The sequence below is a fragment of the Pandoraea pnomenusa genome (assembly GCF_000767615.3).
Lineage (GTDB): Bacteria > Pseudomonadota > Gammaproteobacteria > Burkholderiales > Burkholderiaceae > Pandoraea > Pandoraea pnomenusa.
In genome coordinates, this window is the sequence record NZ_CP009553.3 from 4,915,874 (window position 1) to 4,931,407 (window position 15,534).

A 15,534-nucleotide genomic window follows, 5' to 3' on the forward strand; every position below is an offset into this window, starting at 1 on the left:
GCGCGAACCGAGTCGCGCACCGCACTGGCCGCCGCTGCCGCCGGCCGTCAGGCCAGCTCCGGACCTTGCTTGCCAGCCATCGCGTCGGCCAGCTTCTTGCGATCGAGCTCCTTCTCCCAGGCCGACACGACGATCGTGGCCACGCCGTTGCCGACGAGGTTCGTCAGCGCGCGGCATTCGCTCATGAAGCGGTCGATACCGAGAATCAGCACCATACCGGCCACCGGGATCGTCGGAATCACGGCGAGCGTGGCGGCCAGCGTGATGAAGCCGGCGCCGGTCACGCCCGAGGCGCCCTTCGAGGTCAGCATCGCCACGGCGAGCAGCGTGAGCTGCTGGCCCCAGGTCAGGTCGATGTTGGTGGCCTGCGCGATGAACAGCACCGCCATCGTCATGTAGATGTTCGTGCCGTCGAGGTTGAACGAGTAGCCGGTCGGAATCACCAGACCGACCACCGACTTCGAGCAACCGGCCTTCTCCATCTTTTCCATGAGGTGCGGGAGTGCGGCTTCCGACGAGCTGGTCCCCAGCACGATCAACAGTTCCTCCTTGATATAAGCGAGGTAGCGGAAGATCGAGAAGCCGGTGAACTTGGCAATCAGCCCGAGCACCACGATCACGAACAGGAACGCCGTGAGGTAGAACGTGCCCATGAGCTTGGCCAGCGGCACCAGCGAGGCGATACCGTACTTGCCGATCGTGAAGGCCATCGCACCGAAGGCGCCCAGCGGCGCCACCTTGGTGATGATGTGCACCACGCGAAAGAGCACGCCCGACACGCTGTCGATCCAGTTCGTGACCACGCGGCCACGCTCGCCGATCGCGCCCAGCGCGGCGCCGAACAGAATCGCGATCACGAGGATCTGCAGAATTTCACCCTTGGCGAACGCGTCGGTGATCGTGCTCGGAATCAGGTGAAGCAGGAAGTCGACGAACGTCTCGCCATGTGCCGCCTTCGCGGCATAGCCGGCGATCGCCTTCGGATCGAGCGAGTTGATGTCGACGTTGAAGCCCGCACCCGGCTTAAGGATGTGAGTCGCGGCCAGACCGATGATCAGCGCGAGCGTCGAGACGATCTCGAAGTAGATCAGGGCCTTGCCGCCGACGCGGCCGACCTTCTTCATGTCTTCCATGCCGGCGATGCCGGTCACGACGGTACAGAAGATCACCGGACCGATGATCATCTTGATCAGTTTGATGAACGCATCGCCGAGCGGCTTCATCTGCACGGCAAGGTCGGGCTTGAAGTGCCCAAGCAGCACGCCGATGACGATGGCGATGAGCACCTGCACGTACAGGATGCGGTAAAAGGGTTTCTTGGTCTGGGTTTGCATGTCGTTTCCTCTTCAGGCGGCGGGGCAAGCCACCGCCCTTGTTATCAATCCGCGGTGACGCCGCGAATCTCGCTTTGCGCAAAGCGCATTTGCTCCTCCATCACCATCTGGGCCAACGTCTTCTTCAGTTCGTTGAATTCGCTGCCCGCCGTGTCGCGCGGACGGGGCAGATCGATGACCACGTCCTGCTTGACGGTGCCCGGCCGGTACGTCATGACGACGACCCGGTCGGCCAGATAGATCGACTCCTCGATGCTGTGTGTGACGAAAATGATCGTCTTCTTGAATTCCTCCCAGATGCGCAGCAGCTCGTCCTGCAGCGTGCGGCGCGTGAGCGCGTCGAGCGCACCGAACGGCTCGTCCATGAGCAGGATCGGGCTGTCGAGCGCGAGCACGCGGGCGATCGCCACGCGCTGGCGCATGCCGCCGGACAGATCGCGCGGAAACCGGTCGCGGAATTCGCGCAGGTTGAGCTTGCCGAGCAGCAGGTCCACGCGCTCGTTGATCTCGGCGCGCTTCATGCCCTTGATCTCCAGCCCGAACGCGATGTTCTGCGCCACGGTCATCCACGGGAACAGCGCGTACTCCTGGAACACCATGCCGCGATCCGGGCCCGGCTCGGCGGCCGCACCGGCGCGCCCGTCGATGCGGATCGTGCCCGAGCTCGGCTGCACGAAGCCTGCCAGCGCGTTGAGCAGCGTCGACTTGCCGCAACCCGAGGGGCCAAGCAGGCAGACGAACTCGCCCGCGGCGATATTCAGGTCGATGTCCTTGAGCGCGTCGACGACGCCGCCGGGAATGGGGAACTGCTTGTTGACGTGTTCGATTTCGATGAGCATGTCGTTCGCCTCACTTGGTTTCGAGACCACGGTGCCACTTGAGCAGGTGGTTGTTGAGGCGATCCATGCCCAGATCGATGACCAGGCCGAGCAGACCGATGGTGAGCATGCCGGCGATGATCTTGTCCGACCACATGTACTCGCGCGCTTCCAGAATGCGGTAGCCCAGGCCGTTGTTCACGGCGATCATCTCGGCCACGATCACGACGATGAAAGCCGTGCCGATGCCGATCCGAACACCCGACAGAATGTAAGGCGTGGCCGCCGGCATGATCACGCGGCGAAAGATCGTGAACTGGTTCGCACCGAGGTTGCGCGCGGCACGCAGGTAGATGCCGTCGACATGACGCACGCCGGCGATCGTGTTCATCAGCACCGGGAAGAACGCCCCGAGCGCGATGAGGAAGAACGCGGGCGGGTTGCCCAGGCCGAACCAGAGAATGGCCAGCGGAATGTAGGCGATCGGCGGGATCGGCCGCACCACCTGCACCAGCGGATTGAACAAGCCGTAGACGCGCGTGCTCGTGCCCATGAGCAGCCCCAGCGGCAATGCGATCAGGGTGCCCGCGAGAAAGCCCATGACGACGCGGTACAGGCTGTGCGTGGCGTCCATGAGCAACTCGCTCGATTGCAGCCACGCGCCGAAGCCCTCGGCCATCGTCACGGTCGGTTTGAGGTATTGCCACCATTTGGCCACCACGGCCAGGGGTGACGGAAGAATGATCGGGTTGATCCACCCGAGGCCCGTGACGATCTGCCAGAGCGCCAGGACCACGAGCGGAATCAGCACGCCACGCAGGATTCGCGTGGCGCGCGAGACGCCTGAATTAGCAAGGACAGCGGCCATCCGTGCGCCCCGCCTTACTTGATGTTGAGCTTGGCCTTGGCCTTGGCGAGCAGGTCGAGCTTGACCCAGTCGCTGGCCTTCGGCACCGGATCCTGCAGCTTGCCCACGCCGTACTTCTTCATGAGGTCGGTCGTGAGCTGCACATGCGAGAGGCTCAGGTCGTAGCTATACGGCGAGTTGCCGATCGCGTCGGTGAAATCCTGCGACGTGATCTGGTTCTTGAACATGTCCTCGCGCACGTACTTCTCGGCCGCTTGCGGATTCTTGATGAAGTAGTCGGTCGCCTCCACGAACGCGTACATCAGGCGCTGGGCGACGTCCGGCTTTTCCTTGTAGAGCTTCTCGGTGATCACGAGCGCGCGCACCGGCTCGCCGATCGGCGTGTCGTACGGCTTGAGCACTTCCACACCGAAGCCCTTGTTGATGGCTTGCGAGGCTTGCGGCTCGGACTGGCACATGGCGTCGATGCTGCCGGCGGCGAGCGCCTGGTTCAGGTCGGCGAACGCCATGAACATGATCTGCACGTCCTTGCCGGGCTGATCCGACCACGTGAGACCGGCCTTGGCCAGCTCGGCGTAGAGAATCAGTTCCTGAGCGCCGCCACGGGCCACGCCCACCTTCTTGCCCTTGAGGTCGGCCACCTTGGTGATCGATTCGCCCTTCTTCGCGACGAGGCGCACACCGCCCTTCGCGAAGCCGGCCACGGCATAGATCGGCGCGCCCTGTGCACGACCCGCGATGGCGGCGTCAAGCGCACTTGCCGACACGTCGATTTGCCCCGCCACGATCGCCGGCATGATGTCCACGCCCTTGGCGAACATGCGCTCCTCGATCTTCAGACCGTACTTGGGTCCGATCACCTTCATGTACGACACCGCACCGTAGTGAGCGAACTTCAGGTTGCCCAGACGCACCAGATCGTCGGCGGCGAAAGCGTGTAGCGAGGCCGCGCACAGCGCTGCGGCGGCAAGACATTGCTTGAACATAGGGTCTCCTCTCTTATTGGATCGGCTTGCCTGATTTTTCCGGATTTCCGTTGGCACCCCGGACAACGCGGCAGCACACGACCAATAAAGCAAAACCTATGCCAATGACACAAGTCATTGATTTTAAAGTGTCAAACTGAGGAAAACCCGATAGTCAACAATACGGAAATCCAGAAAACCGGCGGACAGTCATTCTGGATTTCCGGAAAATCGGGCGACGCGACGAGGAGGCCCCCGGCGGCGGCCGGGGTGTGTCGCGGTAATGCGGCGCGCTGCCGGCGTCAGGCCGAAAGGGCTTCCGGCACCGGCGTCTGGTAACCGAGGGCAGCCGAGATTTCGGCGGCGCATGCCGACAGGCGTGACGAGATATCGGGCAGCAGGGCACGCGTCATGCGCGACGAAGGTCCCGACGCCGACAGGGAGGCGATGACTTCACCGGAAGCGTCGCGCACCGGCACGGCCACGGACACGGCCTCAGGCGCGAGTTCGCCGAAGCTCACGGCGCAATCCTGACGTCGCACATTGAGCAACTCGGCCGCCAGTTCGTCTCGCTCGATGAGCGTGCCGGCCGTGAATCGCTTGCGGGGTCGGCCAAGCACCTGTGCACGCACGTCATCCGAGGCGAACGCAAGCAACACGCGTCCCGAGGCGCCGACGTACAGCGGTCGGCGATTGCCGACCACGCCGTGCACGCGCAGTTCGTGCGTCGATTCGACGCGCGCCACGCACAGCGACTCGAGGCCATCGCGCACGCGCAGTTGGATGTTTTCGTTGAGCGCCCGGTTAAGGGACTGGAGGTGACGATGCGCCACCTTCACGAGATTCACCTGCTCGTGCCCGGCCACGCCGAGCACCAGCGCCTGCGCGCCCAGCACATAGGTCACCGGACTCCCCTCGCGCACCACCCAGCGGTGTTGTTCCAGCGTCGCCAACAGACGAAACGCCCGCGATTTGTTGAGACCGGCGCGCTGCGCCAGTTCCGTCACACCCAGGCCGGGGCATTCCCCGACCAGCGACAGCAGCGTGAGCGCCGTGTCGACCGAAGCGACTGTGTAGTCCATCAAACTTCCTCGCTATGTTGTTCGGCATAGGCGGCGAGTGCCGCCGCGAATTGGCCCAGTTGCGATTGCAGCGTCGAGAAACCGTCATGCTTCTCGCCGTGCGATTCGTTCAGGTAAAGCGCCTGGCTCAGTTCGATCTGCACACTGTGGCGCCGCTCGGCCGGGCGCCCGAAGTGGCGCACCAGATCGCCACCGCGATAGGGCGTGTTGTAGGCCACCCGATAGCCCAGGCGCGTCAATGCGGCAATGACCCAGCGCGAGAACGCCGGGTCGGCCGTGGTGCCGTCGCCGTCGCTCACCACGATGTCGGGGCGCGACATGCCGGCGTCAGGGTCCAGCGCGCCGCCGCGCGAGCTCATCGAATGACAGTCCAGATGCCAGACCACGCCGTGGCGCTGCCAGGCCGCATCAAGGGCATCGCGCAGCGCGTGTCGATACGGCAGGTAGTAGTCATGGATGCGGCGCTCGACTTCGGCCACCGTCAGCCGCCGGTCGTACAGCGGCACATTGGGTGCGGCGAAGCGGTGCAGCAGTCCGACGCCGCGTTCGCTGTAGGCCTGCGGACGCGCGTCATGCGGCCACAGGCTCGCGAGCAATTCGGGATCGATGTCATGCTCGGCGCGATTCGGGTCGATGTACGCCCGGGGAAACAGGGCGCCGACAAGCGTCGCGCCGTGATGGGTGGCGACCGACCACAGTTCGTCCACGTAGGCGTCGCCACACGCGAGAATCGCCGCAGCCGGCGCAATGGTGTCGAAGTCGGGCGGGAAAACATGGCCGCTGTGCGGCGCGTCGATGACAAGCGGCAGGTCCTTTGCGCAGTTTGCCGAGCCCCTTTGCGGTGCTTCCACAAAATACCGGCCCTCGGTGACCTGACGGGACATGCCCTCTCCTTGCGTGCATCCGTGACTTCCCCTCGCCGGAAGCCCGTGGCGAGCCCATTGTTTTGCCAAGCAAAACAAGGTTCGAATATTTTGAAACAACCAGCAGGCATCGACAAGGCACGGCTTGTTACAACATATTTCGGGAGCGCGAAGCCGGGGATGTCGGCGGCGAAACGAAATTTACGCGGCGTTCACGGCAGATGGCGGCAATTTGAAACGCTTTTGCCCTCGCACCCATGTCATCGTGGCGCGTATCACGTCATGAAGCCGGCGCGGCGTGTGACGCCACGTAAACCAACGGACCCACCGGCAGGCAGCGCCGGGCTTAGATGGCAGTCCGAGCCCGGGCCAACGTGCCTGTCAACGTATACAGGTGCGCAATAATGACTTCGGCATATAGATTCGAACCACATCGCGCCGATCTGGCGCACACGAACAGGAGAACGTCATGACCATGCACAGCACTTCGAATGCGATCTCACTTGTGGATCTCTCGTTTCCGTGGTCGACCGGACGTCCGCCACCGAAGGCGGGTATCGAGGATGACAATGCGAAGCTGATACACGAGCCGCGGTTTGCCGGATCGTTCGTCGAAGGGTCGATGAACGTCAGTGAACTGTCACCAGGTCTTTGGGGCGCGACGTTGGAGATGACGATGCTGAGCGCGAGCGCCGAGAAGACCATCGCGGTCGCGAAAAGTCTCTTTGAGAAGTATCCGGAATACCTCGTCAATAACGACTACCGCGTGATCTTTTCGTACGAGCGCATGGGGCTGCGCATTCCGCCAGGCGCCGCTCTGGAGGAGACGCTCAGCGGCGTTCCAGGCTTCCAGCGCTGGATCAATCTCCTCTGGACCACCGAGTATCGAGTCGGGCTCGGTGCGTACTTTCAACTGACTTCGGCCGGCCCACTCGTGCATGGCGAAGGCAACGAAATCCGACCGACGTTGATGTTCATGCCGACCATTGAGGGCGCAAATCAGGATCGACTCATCCAAGCCGTGAGGTCGCGTCAGTACGTCCTTTTACAACAGGGCGTGGGCATCAGCGCCCCGGGCAAGCCTACGATCATCCACACCAATGGCGGCGCACACTACACCGAACATCCGGATTTTGGCGTGGTGCCCGGTGGCCTCGGATTCATCGATCTTCGAAACTGGGACGGTGAATCGCGCGACTTCACGATGGCCGATCTGGGCAAGATCGAATAACGAGCAGCCCGCGCGCCCGCTCAAATGGCGTCGGCCACCCCGGCTTCGTGTGCCTGCACGTCCGCGTGATAGCTCGAACGCACCATCGCGCCCACGGCTGCGTGCGTGAAGCCCATCTTGTAGGCTTCTTCCTCGAACATCTTGAACGTGTCCGGCGTGACGTAGCGGCGCACCGGCAGATGGTGCTCGGACGGCTGGAGGTATTGACCGATGGTCAGCATGTCGACGTTGTGTGCACGCAGATCGCGCATCACGTCGAGGATCTCTTCGTCCGTTTCGCCCAGGCCGACCATGAGGCCCGACTTGGTCGAGACGTCGGGATGCTTCGCCTTGAATTCCTTCAGAAGCGTGAGCGAATGCTGGTAGTCCGAACCCGGACGCGCTTCCTTGTACAGACGCGGCACCGTTTCGAGGTTGTGGTTCATCACATCGGGCGGTGCGGCATTGAGAATACCAAGCGCGCGATCGAGGCGGGCCCGGAAGTCCGGCGTCAGGATTTCGATGCGGGTTTGCGGCGAGAGCTCGCGCACATGGCGGATGCAGTCGACGAAATGCTGGGCGCCGCCGTCGCGCAGATCGTCGCGATCCACGCTCGTGATCACCACGTACTTCAAACGCATGGCGGCGATGGTCTTCGCGAGGTTCAGCGGCTCGTCGGCGTCGAGCGGATCCGGGCGGCCATGGCCGACGTCGCAGAACGGGCAGCGGCGCGTGCACTTGTCGCCCATGATCATGAACGTGGCCGTGCCCTTGCCGAAGCACTCGCCGATGTTCGGGCAGCTCGCCTCTTCGCACACCGTGTGAAGGTTGTGCTCGCGCAGGATCTGCTTGATTTCGTAAAAGCGCGACGTATGCGTGGCCGCCTTCACACGAATCCATTCCGGCTTCTTCAGACGCTCGACCGGCACGATCTTGATCGGGATGCGCGCCGTCTTGGCTTGCGACTTCTGCTTGGCGGTGGCGTCGTATTCGCCGTCGATCGTGCGAACTTCCTTGTTCGCGTTGTCGTTCTGAGTCACGGTGGTCATGTTGGGGCTTTCCAGACGTCCATTCAGGCGGCGGCGTTTGCGCCGGAAGTCGGCGCGGCGACGGCCGTCGCGGTGTGCTGTTCGAGGTGATGACCGAGTTGCTGCGCCAGTCGCGCGGCCACTTCGTCCCAGCGGGGGACCACGCCGAGCGTGGCCATGTCTACGGTCCGCAGGCCGGCGTAGCCGCACGGATTGATCCACTCGAACGGACGCAGATCCATGGCGACGTTGAGCGACACCCCGTGATAACTGCATCCGTTGCGGATCTTCAATCCAAGCGCGGCGATTTTCGCACCGGCATGCGCTGCGGTGCCGTCACCGGGACTTACATAGATGCCCGGTGCGCCGGCCCGGCGCTCAACCTCGAGATTATACGCTCCGAGGGTGTCGATCACTGCCTGCTCGATCAAACGCACCATTTCGCGCACACCGAGCTTGCGCCGACGCAAGTCCACGAGCAGGTAGACAACGACCTGACCGGGGCCGTGATACGTGATCTGGCCGCCACGGTCGACTTTGACGAGCGGAATGCCGGTGTCGGCGACGAGCAGATGGGCCGGATCGCCGGCCAGTCCGAGCGTGTAGACCGGCGGATGCTGGACGATCCAGAGCTGGTCGGGGCCGTGCGGGCCGCGCGTGTCGGTGTAGGCACGCATGGCGTCGAACGATGTGGCGTAGTCTTCGGTGCCGCGCCAGCACACTTCGATCGGGGAGGTCATGCCCGCAATTTTATCGAAACCGGCACAGTCTTGCTCGCAGCCCCGCCACAAGGGCGTCCGCGGCCGGTGTTGCCCGGGCGCAACGGTGTCCACCGCCCCGTCGGCGCCCTGTTTGCGCCGATTCGCCTTCCCGCTGGCCGATGGCGTGCTCCGCGCGCCGTCAGGCGACCTTTCGCACCGCAGGCGCGCCGATCCCCCGAGCGTATCCGCCGGCGGCGAGCAGAATCATCACGCCGCCCAGCCACTGCGTCGGATGCAACACAATGCCGAACGCCAGGAAGTCGACCGCCACCGCCACGACCGGATAAACGAAGCCGAAGACCGCGAGACTCGATGTCGACGCCTTCTGAAACGCCCCGTAGAGCAGCAAATACATAAAGGTCGTGTGGAAAAGCCCCAGCGTCACGATAGCCCCGATCTCGCGCGGTGCCGAAGGCAGATGGCGGAAATCGGCCATCCAGACGAAAACGACCGCGCCAATGACCATATGCAGCGCCGCGATGATCTCCGGGCGGATCGTGCCCGCCAGTTTCTTGGTAAACAGCGTGGTCGCCGCATAAAGCGACGCCGCGGCGAGCGCGCTGGCCACGCCGAGCAGGTAACCCTGACCGTGCGCGCCGCCGGGCTCCGCCAGAATCACCAGCCCGGCAAACGCCACGCCCAGACATCCCAGGGTCGCCATCGACGGGCGCTCGCGGGTCACGACCACGCTCGCGAGCACGAGCAGGAACGGCTGGACGTTATAGACGACCGTCGTGATGCCGACCGAGGTCAGCCGGTACGCCGTGAACAGGAAATACCAGTTCGACACGAGCGTGATGGCGCCCAGGGTCACATTCACGATTTGCCAGCGCGCCATGCGCAGGCCGCGCCAGTAGCCACGCCAGGCGCACCAGGCGCACAGGCTGGTCGCCCCGATCAGGCACCGGAAAAACACGACGTTGAGCGCCGGTTGCCCCGACATCAGCACGAAGTAACCGATCGTCCCCGAGATCACCATGGCGGCAATCATCAAAAGGCGGCCAAGGCGCTCGTCGGCCTGAACGTGACGGGACGGCGTGTCGGTCTGCGGAGGGCACGACATCGGGGCGGGAGATGAAGCTCGGGTCATCAGGCAGGGACTTCTCTGATTTTGACGTGCTATAGACGGCTTTCGAACGGATTATTGCGCGCCTTGTTGTGAATTCGATTGACATATCGGGCGTGACGGCACCAGTGCCTGAGACGAAAAACGCGCTCCCCGGCGAATTTCGCCTCGGAGCGCGTGGCGTCGACGGACCGACGTGCGCTACGCTTCAGGCTGCCGCCGTGCAGGAGTTCGCCTCACGCGCCGCACGCCGTCCGGCGAGCCACTTGCGCAGCACGCGAACGAGCGGGAAGCGGTGCGCTACCTCGCGCTCGAGCGCCGCTTCGGCGTCGGCATCGGCGGAGATCCAGTAGCGGCGCCCGGGCTCGACGGCAAGCCGCTGACCGGGCATCAGCCAATAATCGCGCGGATCGCCTGCCCGAGTGACCCAAACCGCCGATCCGCGCGCAACCAGCGTATGCTCGTGGTGCAGGTCGAGGGCGATGACTTCCCCCGGACGAATACCGTAGAAGTACTGCACCTTTGTCAAATTGTTTTGCATTTTACGACCCCCACTCAGTGCGAGACAATGACTGAATCATAGGGACTGCCAAGCGCCGTACCAAACGACATATTTTCACGGCCTTGCGAATAGGGCTCACATGGACCTTCGGAGACTTCCCAACCTGAGCGCCTTGCGCGCCTTCGAGGCGGCTGCCCGCCTGGAGAGTTTCTCCCGCGCCGCGGAGGAGCTGTTCGTCACACACGGCGCCATCAGCCACCAGATCCGCGCGCTGGAGCAGGAGCTCGGCACCACGCTCTTCGCACGCAACGGCAAGCGCATCAGCATCACGCCAGCGGGACGCCAGTACGCCACGTCGATCCGCGCCGCGCTCGACGATATCGCGCAAGCCACGCGCAAATTGCAGGCGGGCACGCGCAGCGAGCGGCGCCTGGTGCTCACGACCATGCCGTCGTTCGCCAGTCGATGGCTCACGCCGCGCATCGGGCGCTTCATCGATCGTCATCCCGAGCTGGAAGTGGAATTGCGTTGCAGCGCGCACCTGATCGACTTCGAACGCGACGACGTGGACGTCGCGCTGCGCATGGGCAAGGGCAACTGGCCCGGCTTGCATATCGAGAAGGTGCTCGACGACGTGTTCTTTCCGGCTTGCAGCCCGGTCTACAACGGGGGGCAGTTGCCGCACACCGCCGAGGAGTTCCGGCGCAGCACACTGCTTCGCTCCGAGGGAGAGCCCTGGGCGCCCTGGTTCACGGCCGCCGGGTTCGAGCTGCCCGAACCGACGCAAGGCATGATGTACGAAGACTCGGGGATGTTGTCGCAGGCGGCGATCGTCGGTCAGGGCGTGGCGCTCGTACGTCGCTCTCTCGCCGTGGGCGACATCATGGCGGGCCGGCTCGTGCGGCTCTCCGACGTGGACACGCCGTGCGAGTGGGATTACTACTTCGTCTGCCCGCCAGCGGTGCTGGAAACGCAGCGCGTCCAGGCGTTCCGGACGTGGTTTCTGGAGGAATTGGCGGCGTTCGAATCGGTGAAGCACATGCAGCGCCGTCCGACGCAGCCGACTCCCGCGGCGCTGGCGGCCGACATTGCCGCCACGGCGGGCGGGCGAATGGGCCTCGACGCCGCCCCCGCGTTGCCGCCCGACGACGGCGCACCCACACACGCGTGAAGTGCTTATCGGCGCATCAGGCGCGGCGAGGACATTAGACACCCCAGGCGCCGCAGGCACCCAAGGTACCTTGCGCGCACGAGGCGCCACGGGCGCAACATCCCGATGCGCGAGCCCCGCATACGCGCCGGGCTCGCCCTGACCACGCCGCTTACAGCACGACCTTGACCATCGGATGGCCGGTAAGTGCACGATAAATGTCGTCGAGATGCGCCTTCGAGTGCGCGCGCACCGTGACCGTCAGGCCGAGGTACTTGCCCGAGCTCGACGGACGCATTTCCACGGTGGCGGAATCGAACTGCGCATCAAACTCGCGCAGCAGCGCCACGATGGCGTCGGCGAAACCGTCCTGCGTCGCGCCCATGACCTTGATCGGGAAGTCGCACGGAAATTCGAGCAGGCTTTCCTTCTTTTCCGTCGTCATAGTGCCTCCTTGGCCCGCTGATAGGCCGCGTAGAGCGCGCGGAAAACGGGGCCCGGCTTGCCGTCGCCCACCGGTTTGCCGTCGAGCGTGACCACGGCGAGCACTTCCTTCGTGGCCGACGTGATGAGCAGTTCGTCGGCGTCACGCACTTCCGCCTCGCTGACCGGACGCTCATGGAACGCAATGCCGCACTCGCGCGCAAACGTCTCGAGCGCACCGTAACGGATGCCCTCGAGGATTCGATTATCGCGCGGCGGGGCGAACATTTCACCGCCCTTGACGACCCACACGTTGCTCGACGACGCCTCGGTCAGATTGCCGTCGCGGAACTGGATCGTTTCCTGCACTTCGTGATCGGCGGCGTACTGCGCCATCAGCACGTTCCCCAACAGCGAGGTCGACTTGATGTGGCAGTTCAGCCAGCGGCGATCCTCGTGCGTGACCGCCCCCACGCCGTGCTCCACCTTTTCGCGCCCCGGCAGCGTGAGCGGCGTTGCGATGCCGAACACGGTCGGAGCGATGTCCTTTGGAAACGTATGCTGACGCGGTGCCACGCCCCGCGTAACCTGAACGTAGATGCTGTGCGGGTCGGCGGCGCACGTGGCCGACAGGCGCGCGAACAAAGCCTCCCATTCGGCGCGCGTGTACGGGTTGGCGATGCGAATCTCCGCGAGGCTGCGCTCGAGCCGGTCGAGGTGCTGCGCAAGACGGAACGGCTTACCGTGATAGACCGGCACGACTTCGTAAATGCCGTCACCGAACAGGAAACCGCGATCGAGTACGGAAATCTTCGCATCGGCGAGCGCGATCAGCTCGCCGTTGAGCCAGACAGTGGGGTTGTCCATGGGGCTTACTTTTTCACGAACATCAAGCGCAGCGCATCCCATGCGCGGCCAATGAAACTGGCCTGAGGTACGTCGGCCAGCGCCACGACCGGGAACTCGGCCAGTTGCTTGCCGTCGGCCATGACCTTGACGGTGCCCACCTGCGCACCGTTCGCCAGCGGAGCGATCAGCGGTTCGCGCAGTTCGAGCTGCGGCTTGATCTTGTCGGCCATGCCCTTGGGCACGGTAATGAAGGTGTCCTTCTTCACACCGATCTTCAGCTCGCTTTCCTTGCCCTTCCACACCTTGGGCGTGGCCACGACCTGATTCGCGGCGTACACGCGCAGCGTGTCGAAGTTCTGGTAGCCGTAGTTCAGCGCCGAGAGGCTGTCCTGCACGCGCGCACGCTCGGTGGGCTCACCCACGACGACCGAGAGCACGCGGCGGCTCACGCCAGCGGCACCGGGCATCGGACGCGACGCCGTCGACACGAGGCAGTAGCCGGCTTCCTTCGTGTGGCCGGTCTTCAGACCATCGACGGTCGGATCGAGATACAGCAGACGGTTACGGTTCGGCTGGCGGATGTTGTTGTACGTGAAGCTCTTCTCCGAGTAAATCTTGTAGTACTCGGGGAAGTCCTGGATCAGACGCGTCGACAGCGTGGCAATGTCGGCCACGGTCGTGTAGTGCTGCGGGTCGGTCAGACCGTCGACGTTGGTGTAATGGGTGTTCTTCAGGCCCATGCGCTGCGCGGCACGGTTCATCAGTTCGACGAAGCCCGGCTGCGAGCCGCCGACGAGTTCGGCCAGCGCGATCGAGGCGTCGTTACCCGACTGGATGATCATGCCGTAGACCAGATCGTGCACCGTGACCGGCTTGCCGGCTTCGATGAAGGTGCGCGATTCGTCACGACCGACCTTGCGGACCGACTCCCCTGGAATCACCGTCTGGTCCATCGAAATGCGCTTGTCGCGCAAGGCTTCGAAGATCAGGTACGAGGTCATGATCTTCGTGAGCGATGCCGGTTCCACGCGAGCCTCCGCGTCTCCGGCCGCGAGCACCTGACCGCTGGTCACGTCGACGATCGTCCACGCCTTGGCCGTCATCGGCGGCGGCGGGATCTGTTGGGCACGGGCGGGAAGCGTTGCAAGCGAGCCGCAAACGACAAGCGCCGCAGCGGCGGCGGCACGGGACAGCGAAGCGTTGAATTTCATGGGCGAAGAGGAGGACGAAGTGAGACTCAGGAGCATCTGCGCTTGAAGAAGCGCCGCATCGTTGGCATTGCGTTGGCATTGCACCGGCATTCCGGCGGGCCTGCGATACGGCGACGAAGACAGCGACACCGAAGTGCCGGTGCCATGCCTGTCGGGGACATAGACCCCGAGGGACATGACAAGGTTCAGGGGCGAATTATACCCGCCATGATTTCGACACCCCAGCGCCAACCGCCCGGGCGCCCCAAATCCGGCAAAATTCGCCGGCGATGTATCAATGACGCCACGCGTCGACCACGATCTGTTTCAGCAGGGGCAACAGACCGTGGAAAAAGTGCTCGCCGCCCGGGATGACCACGATGGGCAGCTTCTGCGGCCGCGCCCAGTCGAGCACCGACTGCAGCGGCACGGTGTCGTCCACTTCACCGTGAATGACGAGCGTGTCTGCGGGCACGTCGGCCACGTCCCAGTTGCTCGCGGCCGTACCCACGAACACCAGCCGCTGGGCCGGCGTGCCGGCGGCCTCGAGCGTTTTGGCGACGTGCGAGAGCACGAACGTGCCGAACGAAAAACCGGCAAGCGCGAGCGGCAGCGCGTCCCAGCCGGGCTGTCGGCGCATCCACGCGATCACGGCGAGCAAGTCGTCGCGCTCGCCGATGCCCTTGTCGTGCTCGCCCGCCGATTGCCCCACGCCGCGAAAATTCGGGCGGACCACGGCATAACCCAACTGCACGAAAGCGCGGGCGAGGGTCTGGGCAACCTTGTTGTCGAGCGTGCCGCCGAACAGCGGATGCGGATGGGCGACCAGCGTGATGCCGCGCGGCGCGCCGGCCGGTCGGTCGATGGCGATTTCGATGGCCCCGACCGGGCCGTCGATGGTGAAGCGTTCAGTCTGAGCGTTCATGGCGATGTGAGGTCTGGGATGCGGCAGCGCCCGCGCTGCGCCAATGGGTGCGGGAGCGGGCGAGCCGGTTCGGGAAGTTCGGTGTCGGACACACGCGGCGGGACCTGGAGCGGTCGAAGCCGCGGCCGGATCAGTCGATCAGCAGGCGTTCGACGATCTCGCCCTGCACCAAGTGCTTTTCGACAATCTCGTCGATGTCGGACTCGTCGAGGTAGGTGTACCAGGTCCCCTCGGGATAGATCACCACGACCGGGCCCTGCTCGCAGCGATCGAGGCATCCGGCCTTGTTCACACGGACCTTGCCGGGGCCGGCGAGGCCCAGTTGCTTGACCTTCTTCTTGGCGTATTCCTGCATCGACTGCGCATTGCAGTTTGCGCACGACGGACGGTCGGCGCCGGGCTCGCGCTGATTCAGGCAGAAAAAGACGTGATGCTTGTAGAACTGCGGCTGGGTGGCCATGTCGGGGCTATCGGGAAGTGGCAACGTGTTCGCGTATTGC

At 64.1% G+C, this 15,534-nt stretch carries 17 protein-coding genes; 2 read left to right on the forward strand and 15 right to left on the reverse strand.

The annotated features are described in order from the left end of the window. Positions 1–47: 47 nt before the first annotated feature. From LV28_RS46035 to LV28_RS46060, 6 genes are all read right to left on the reverse strand, one after another. Positions 48–1,334 carry a dicarboxylate/amino acid:cation symporter gene (locus LV28_RS46035; RefSeq protein ID WP_023597840.1) on the reverse strand — a complete coding sequence of 429 codons (1,287 nt, stop codon included), beginning with the start codon at positions 1,332–1,334 and terminating at the stop codon, positions 48–50. A gap of 44 nt (positions 1,335–1,378) precedes the next feature. Next, positions 1,379–2,173, reverse strand: coding sequence for an ABC transporter ATP-binding protein (locus LV28_RS46040; RefSeq protein ID WP_038619609.1), 795 nt, complete (start codon positions 2,171–2,173; stop codon positions 1,379–1,381). 10 nt (positions 2,174–2,183) lie between these two features. Further along, positions 2,184–3,020 (reverse strand): ABC transporter permease, encoded by an 837-nt coding sequence (locus LV28_RS46045; RefSeq protein WP_081326968.1) that lies wholly within the window; start codon positions 3,018–3,020, stop codon positions 2,184–2,186. A gap of 14 nt (positions 3,021–3,034) precedes the next feature. Beyond that, on the reverse strand, positions 3,035–4,006 hold the full coding sequence (locus tag LV28_RS46050; RefSeq protein WP_023597843.1) for an ABC transporter substrate-binding protein: 972 nt from the start codon (positions 4,004–4,006) through the stop codon (positions 3,035–3,037). A gap of 281 nt (positions 4,007–4,287) precedes the next feature. Then, positions 4,288–5,067 carry an IclR family transcriptional regulator gene (locus tag LV28_RS46055; RefSeq protein WP_023597844.1) on the reverse strand — a complete coding sequence of 260 codons (780 nt, stop codon included), beginning with the start codon at positions 5,065–5,067 and terminating at the stop codon, positions 4,288–4,290. Continuing rightward, positions 5,067–5,951: an N-formylglutamate amidohydrolase gene (locus LV28_RS46060; RefSeq protein WP_038619606.1), complete on the reverse strand. Its 885-nt coding sequence runs from the start codon at positions 5,949–5,951 to the stop codon at positions 5,067–5,069. Before LV28_RS46060 ends, LV28_RS46055 begins: the two co-directional genes overlap by 1 nt. A gap of 448 nt (positions 5,952–6,399) precedes the next feature. Between LV28_RS46060 and LV28_RS46065 the strand changes: the two genes are divergently transcribed. Then, positions 6,400–7,161, forward strand: a complete 762-nt coding sequence (locus LV28_RS46065) for a hypothetical protein (RefSeq protein ID WP_038619603.1) — start codon at positions 6,400–6,402, stop codon at positions 7,159–7,161. A 20-nt stretch (positions 7,162–7,181) separates the two neighbouring features. On the opposite strand, the gene lipA is transcribed toward LV28_RS46065, so the two are convergent. From lipA to LV28_RS46085, 4 genes are all read right to left on the reverse strand, one after another. Continuing rightward, on the reverse strand, positions 7,182–8,189 hold the full coding sequence (gene lipA, locus LV28_RS46070; protein WP_023597847.1) for a lipoyl synthase: 1,008 nt from the start codon (positions 8,187–8,189) through the stop codon (positions 7,182–7,184). A 23-nt stretch (positions 8,190–8,212) separates the two neighbouring features. Then, entirely contained in the window at positions 8,213–8,908 is a 696-nt protein-coding gene (gene lipB, locus LV28_RS46075) for a lipoyl(octanoyl) transferase LipB (protein WP_023597848.1), read from the reverse strand. A gap of 160 nt (positions 8,909–9,068) precedes the next feature. Further along, entirely contained in the window at positions 9,069–10,019 is a 951-nt protein-coding gene (locus LV28_RS46080) for a DMT family transporter (protein WP_080685277.1), read from the reverse strand. Between the two features lie 184 nt (positions 10,020–10,203). Further along, positions 10,204–10,536: a DUF2917 domain-containing protein gene (locus LV28_RS46085; RefSeq protein WP_023597850.1), complete on the reverse strand. Its 333-nt coding sequence runs from the start codon at positions 10,534–10,536 to the stop codon at positions 10,204–10,206. A 100-nt stretch (positions 10,537–10,636) separates the two neighbouring features. On the opposite strand from LV28_RS46085, the gene LV28_RS46090 reads away from it, so the two are divergent. Next, the gene (locus LV28_RS46090) at positions 10,637–11,668 is read left to right on the forward strand and encodes a transcriptional regulator GcvA (RefSeq protein ID WP_038619601.1); all 1,032 of its coding nucleotides are present in this window, start codon (positions 10,637–10,639) and stop codon (positions 11,666–11,668) included. 151 nt (positions 11,669–11,819) lie between these two features. On the opposite strand, the gene LV28_RS46095 is transcribed toward LV28_RS46090, so the two are convergent. The 5 genes from LV28_RS46095 to LV28_RS46115 form a co-directional block, all read right to left on the reverse strand. After that, positions 11,820–12,092: a DUF493 family protein gene (locus tag LV28_RS46095; protein WP_024788789.1), complete on the reverse strand. Its 273-nt coding sequence runs from the start codon at positions 12,090–12,092 to the stop codon at positions 11,820–11,822. Then, on the reverse strand, positions 12,089–12,937 hold the full coding sequence (locus LV28_RS46100) for a D-amino acid aminotransferase (protein ID WP_023872938.1): 849 nt from the start codon (positions 12,935–12,937) through the stop codon (positions 12,089–12,091). Before LV28_RS46100 ends, LV28_RS46095 begins: the two co-directional genes overlap by 4 nt. A 5-nt stretch (positions 12,938–12,942) precedes the next feature. Further along, positions 12,943–14,130, reverse strand: coding sequence for a D-alanyl-D-alanine carboxypeptidase family protein (locus LV28_RS46105; protein ID WP_038621960.1), 1,188 nt, complete (start codon positions 14,128–14,130; stop codon positions 12,943–12,945). 274 nt (positions 14,131–14,404) lie between these two features. Next, complete coding sequence (locus tag LV28_RS46110; RefSeq protein WP_023597855.1) at positions 14,405–15,034, reverse strand: alpha/beta hydrolase; 630 nt, start codon at positions 15,032–15,034, stop codon at positions 14,405–14,407. Positions 15,035–15,164: 130 nt separating this feature from the next. Continuing rightward, a complete protein-coding gene (locus LV28_RS46115) occupies positions 15,165–15,494 on the reverse strand; it encodes a (2Fe-2S) ferredoxin domain-containing protein (protein ID WP_023597856.1) in 330 nt (109 codons plus the stop codon). Positions 15,495–15,534 lie beyond the last annotated feature (40 nt).

Coding starts and splice junctions, on each gene's coding strand:
- LV28_RS46100 (WP_023872938.1), bottom strand. CDS start 12,937: ATGGACAACCCCACTGTCTGGCTCAACGGCGAGCTGATCGCGCTCGCC.
- LV28_RS46105 (WP_038621960.1), bottom strand. CDS start 14,130: ATGAAATTCAACGCTTCGCTGTCCCGTGCCGCCGCCGCTGCGGCGCTT.
- LV28_RS46055 (WP_023597844.1), bottom strand. CDS start 5,067: ATGGACTACACAGTCGCTTCGGTCGACACGGCGCTCACGCTGCTGTCG.
- LV28_RS46115 (WP_023597856.1), bottom strand. CDS start 15,494: ATGGCCACCCAGCCGCAGTTCTACAAGCATCACGTCTTTTTCTGCCTG.
- LV28_RS46035 (WP_023597840.1), bottom strand. CDS start 1,334: ATGCAAACCCAGACCAAGAAACCCTTTTACCGCATCCTGTACGTGCAG.
- LV28_RS46110 (WP_023597855.1), bottom strand. CDS start 15,034: ATGAACGCTCAGACTGAACGCTTCACCATCGACGGCCCGGTCGGGGCC.
- LV28_RS46050 (WP_023597843.1), bottom strand. CDS start 4,006: ATGTTCAAGCAATGTCTTGCCGCCGCAGCGCTGTGCGCGGCCTCGCTA.
- LV28_RS46080 (WP_080685277.1), bottom strand. CDS start 10,019: ATGACCCGAGCTTCATCTCCCGCCCCGATGTCGTGCCCTCCGCAGACC.
- LV28_RS46040 (WP_038619609.1), bottom strand. CDS start 2,173: ATGCTCATCGAAATCGAACACGTCAACAAGCAGTTCCCCATTCCCGGC.
- LV28_RS46060 (WP_038619606.1), bottom strand. CDS start 5,951: ATGTCCCGTCAGGTCACCGAGGGCCGGTATTTTGTGGAAGCACCGCAA.
- lipA (WP_023597847.1), bottom strand. CDS start 8,189: ATGACCACCGTGACTCAGAACGACAACGCGAACAAGGAAGTTCGCACG.
- LV28_RS46095 (WP_024788789.1), bottom strand. CDS start 12,092: ATGACGACGGAAAAGAAGGAAAGCCTGCTCGAATTTCCGTGCGACTTC.
- LV28_RS46045 (WP_081326968.1), bottom strand. CDS start 3,020: ATGGCCGCTGTCCTTGCTAATTCAGGCGTCTCGCGCGCCACGCGAATC.
- LV28_RS46090 (WP_038619601.1), top strand. CDS start 10,637: ATGGACCTTCGGAGACTTCCCAACCTGAGCGCCTTGCGCGCCTTCGAG.
- LV28_RS46065 (WP_038619603.1), top strand. CDS start 6,400: ATGACCATGCACAGCACTTCGAATGCGATCTCACTTGTGGATCTCTCG.
- LV28_RS46085 (WP_023597850.1), bottom strand. CDS start 10,536: ATGCAAAACAATTTGACAAAGGTGCAGTACTTCTACGGTATTCGTCCG.
- lipB (WP_023597848.1), bottom strand. CDS start 8,908: ATGACCTCCCCGATCGAAGTGTGCTGGCGCGGCACCGAAGACTACGCC.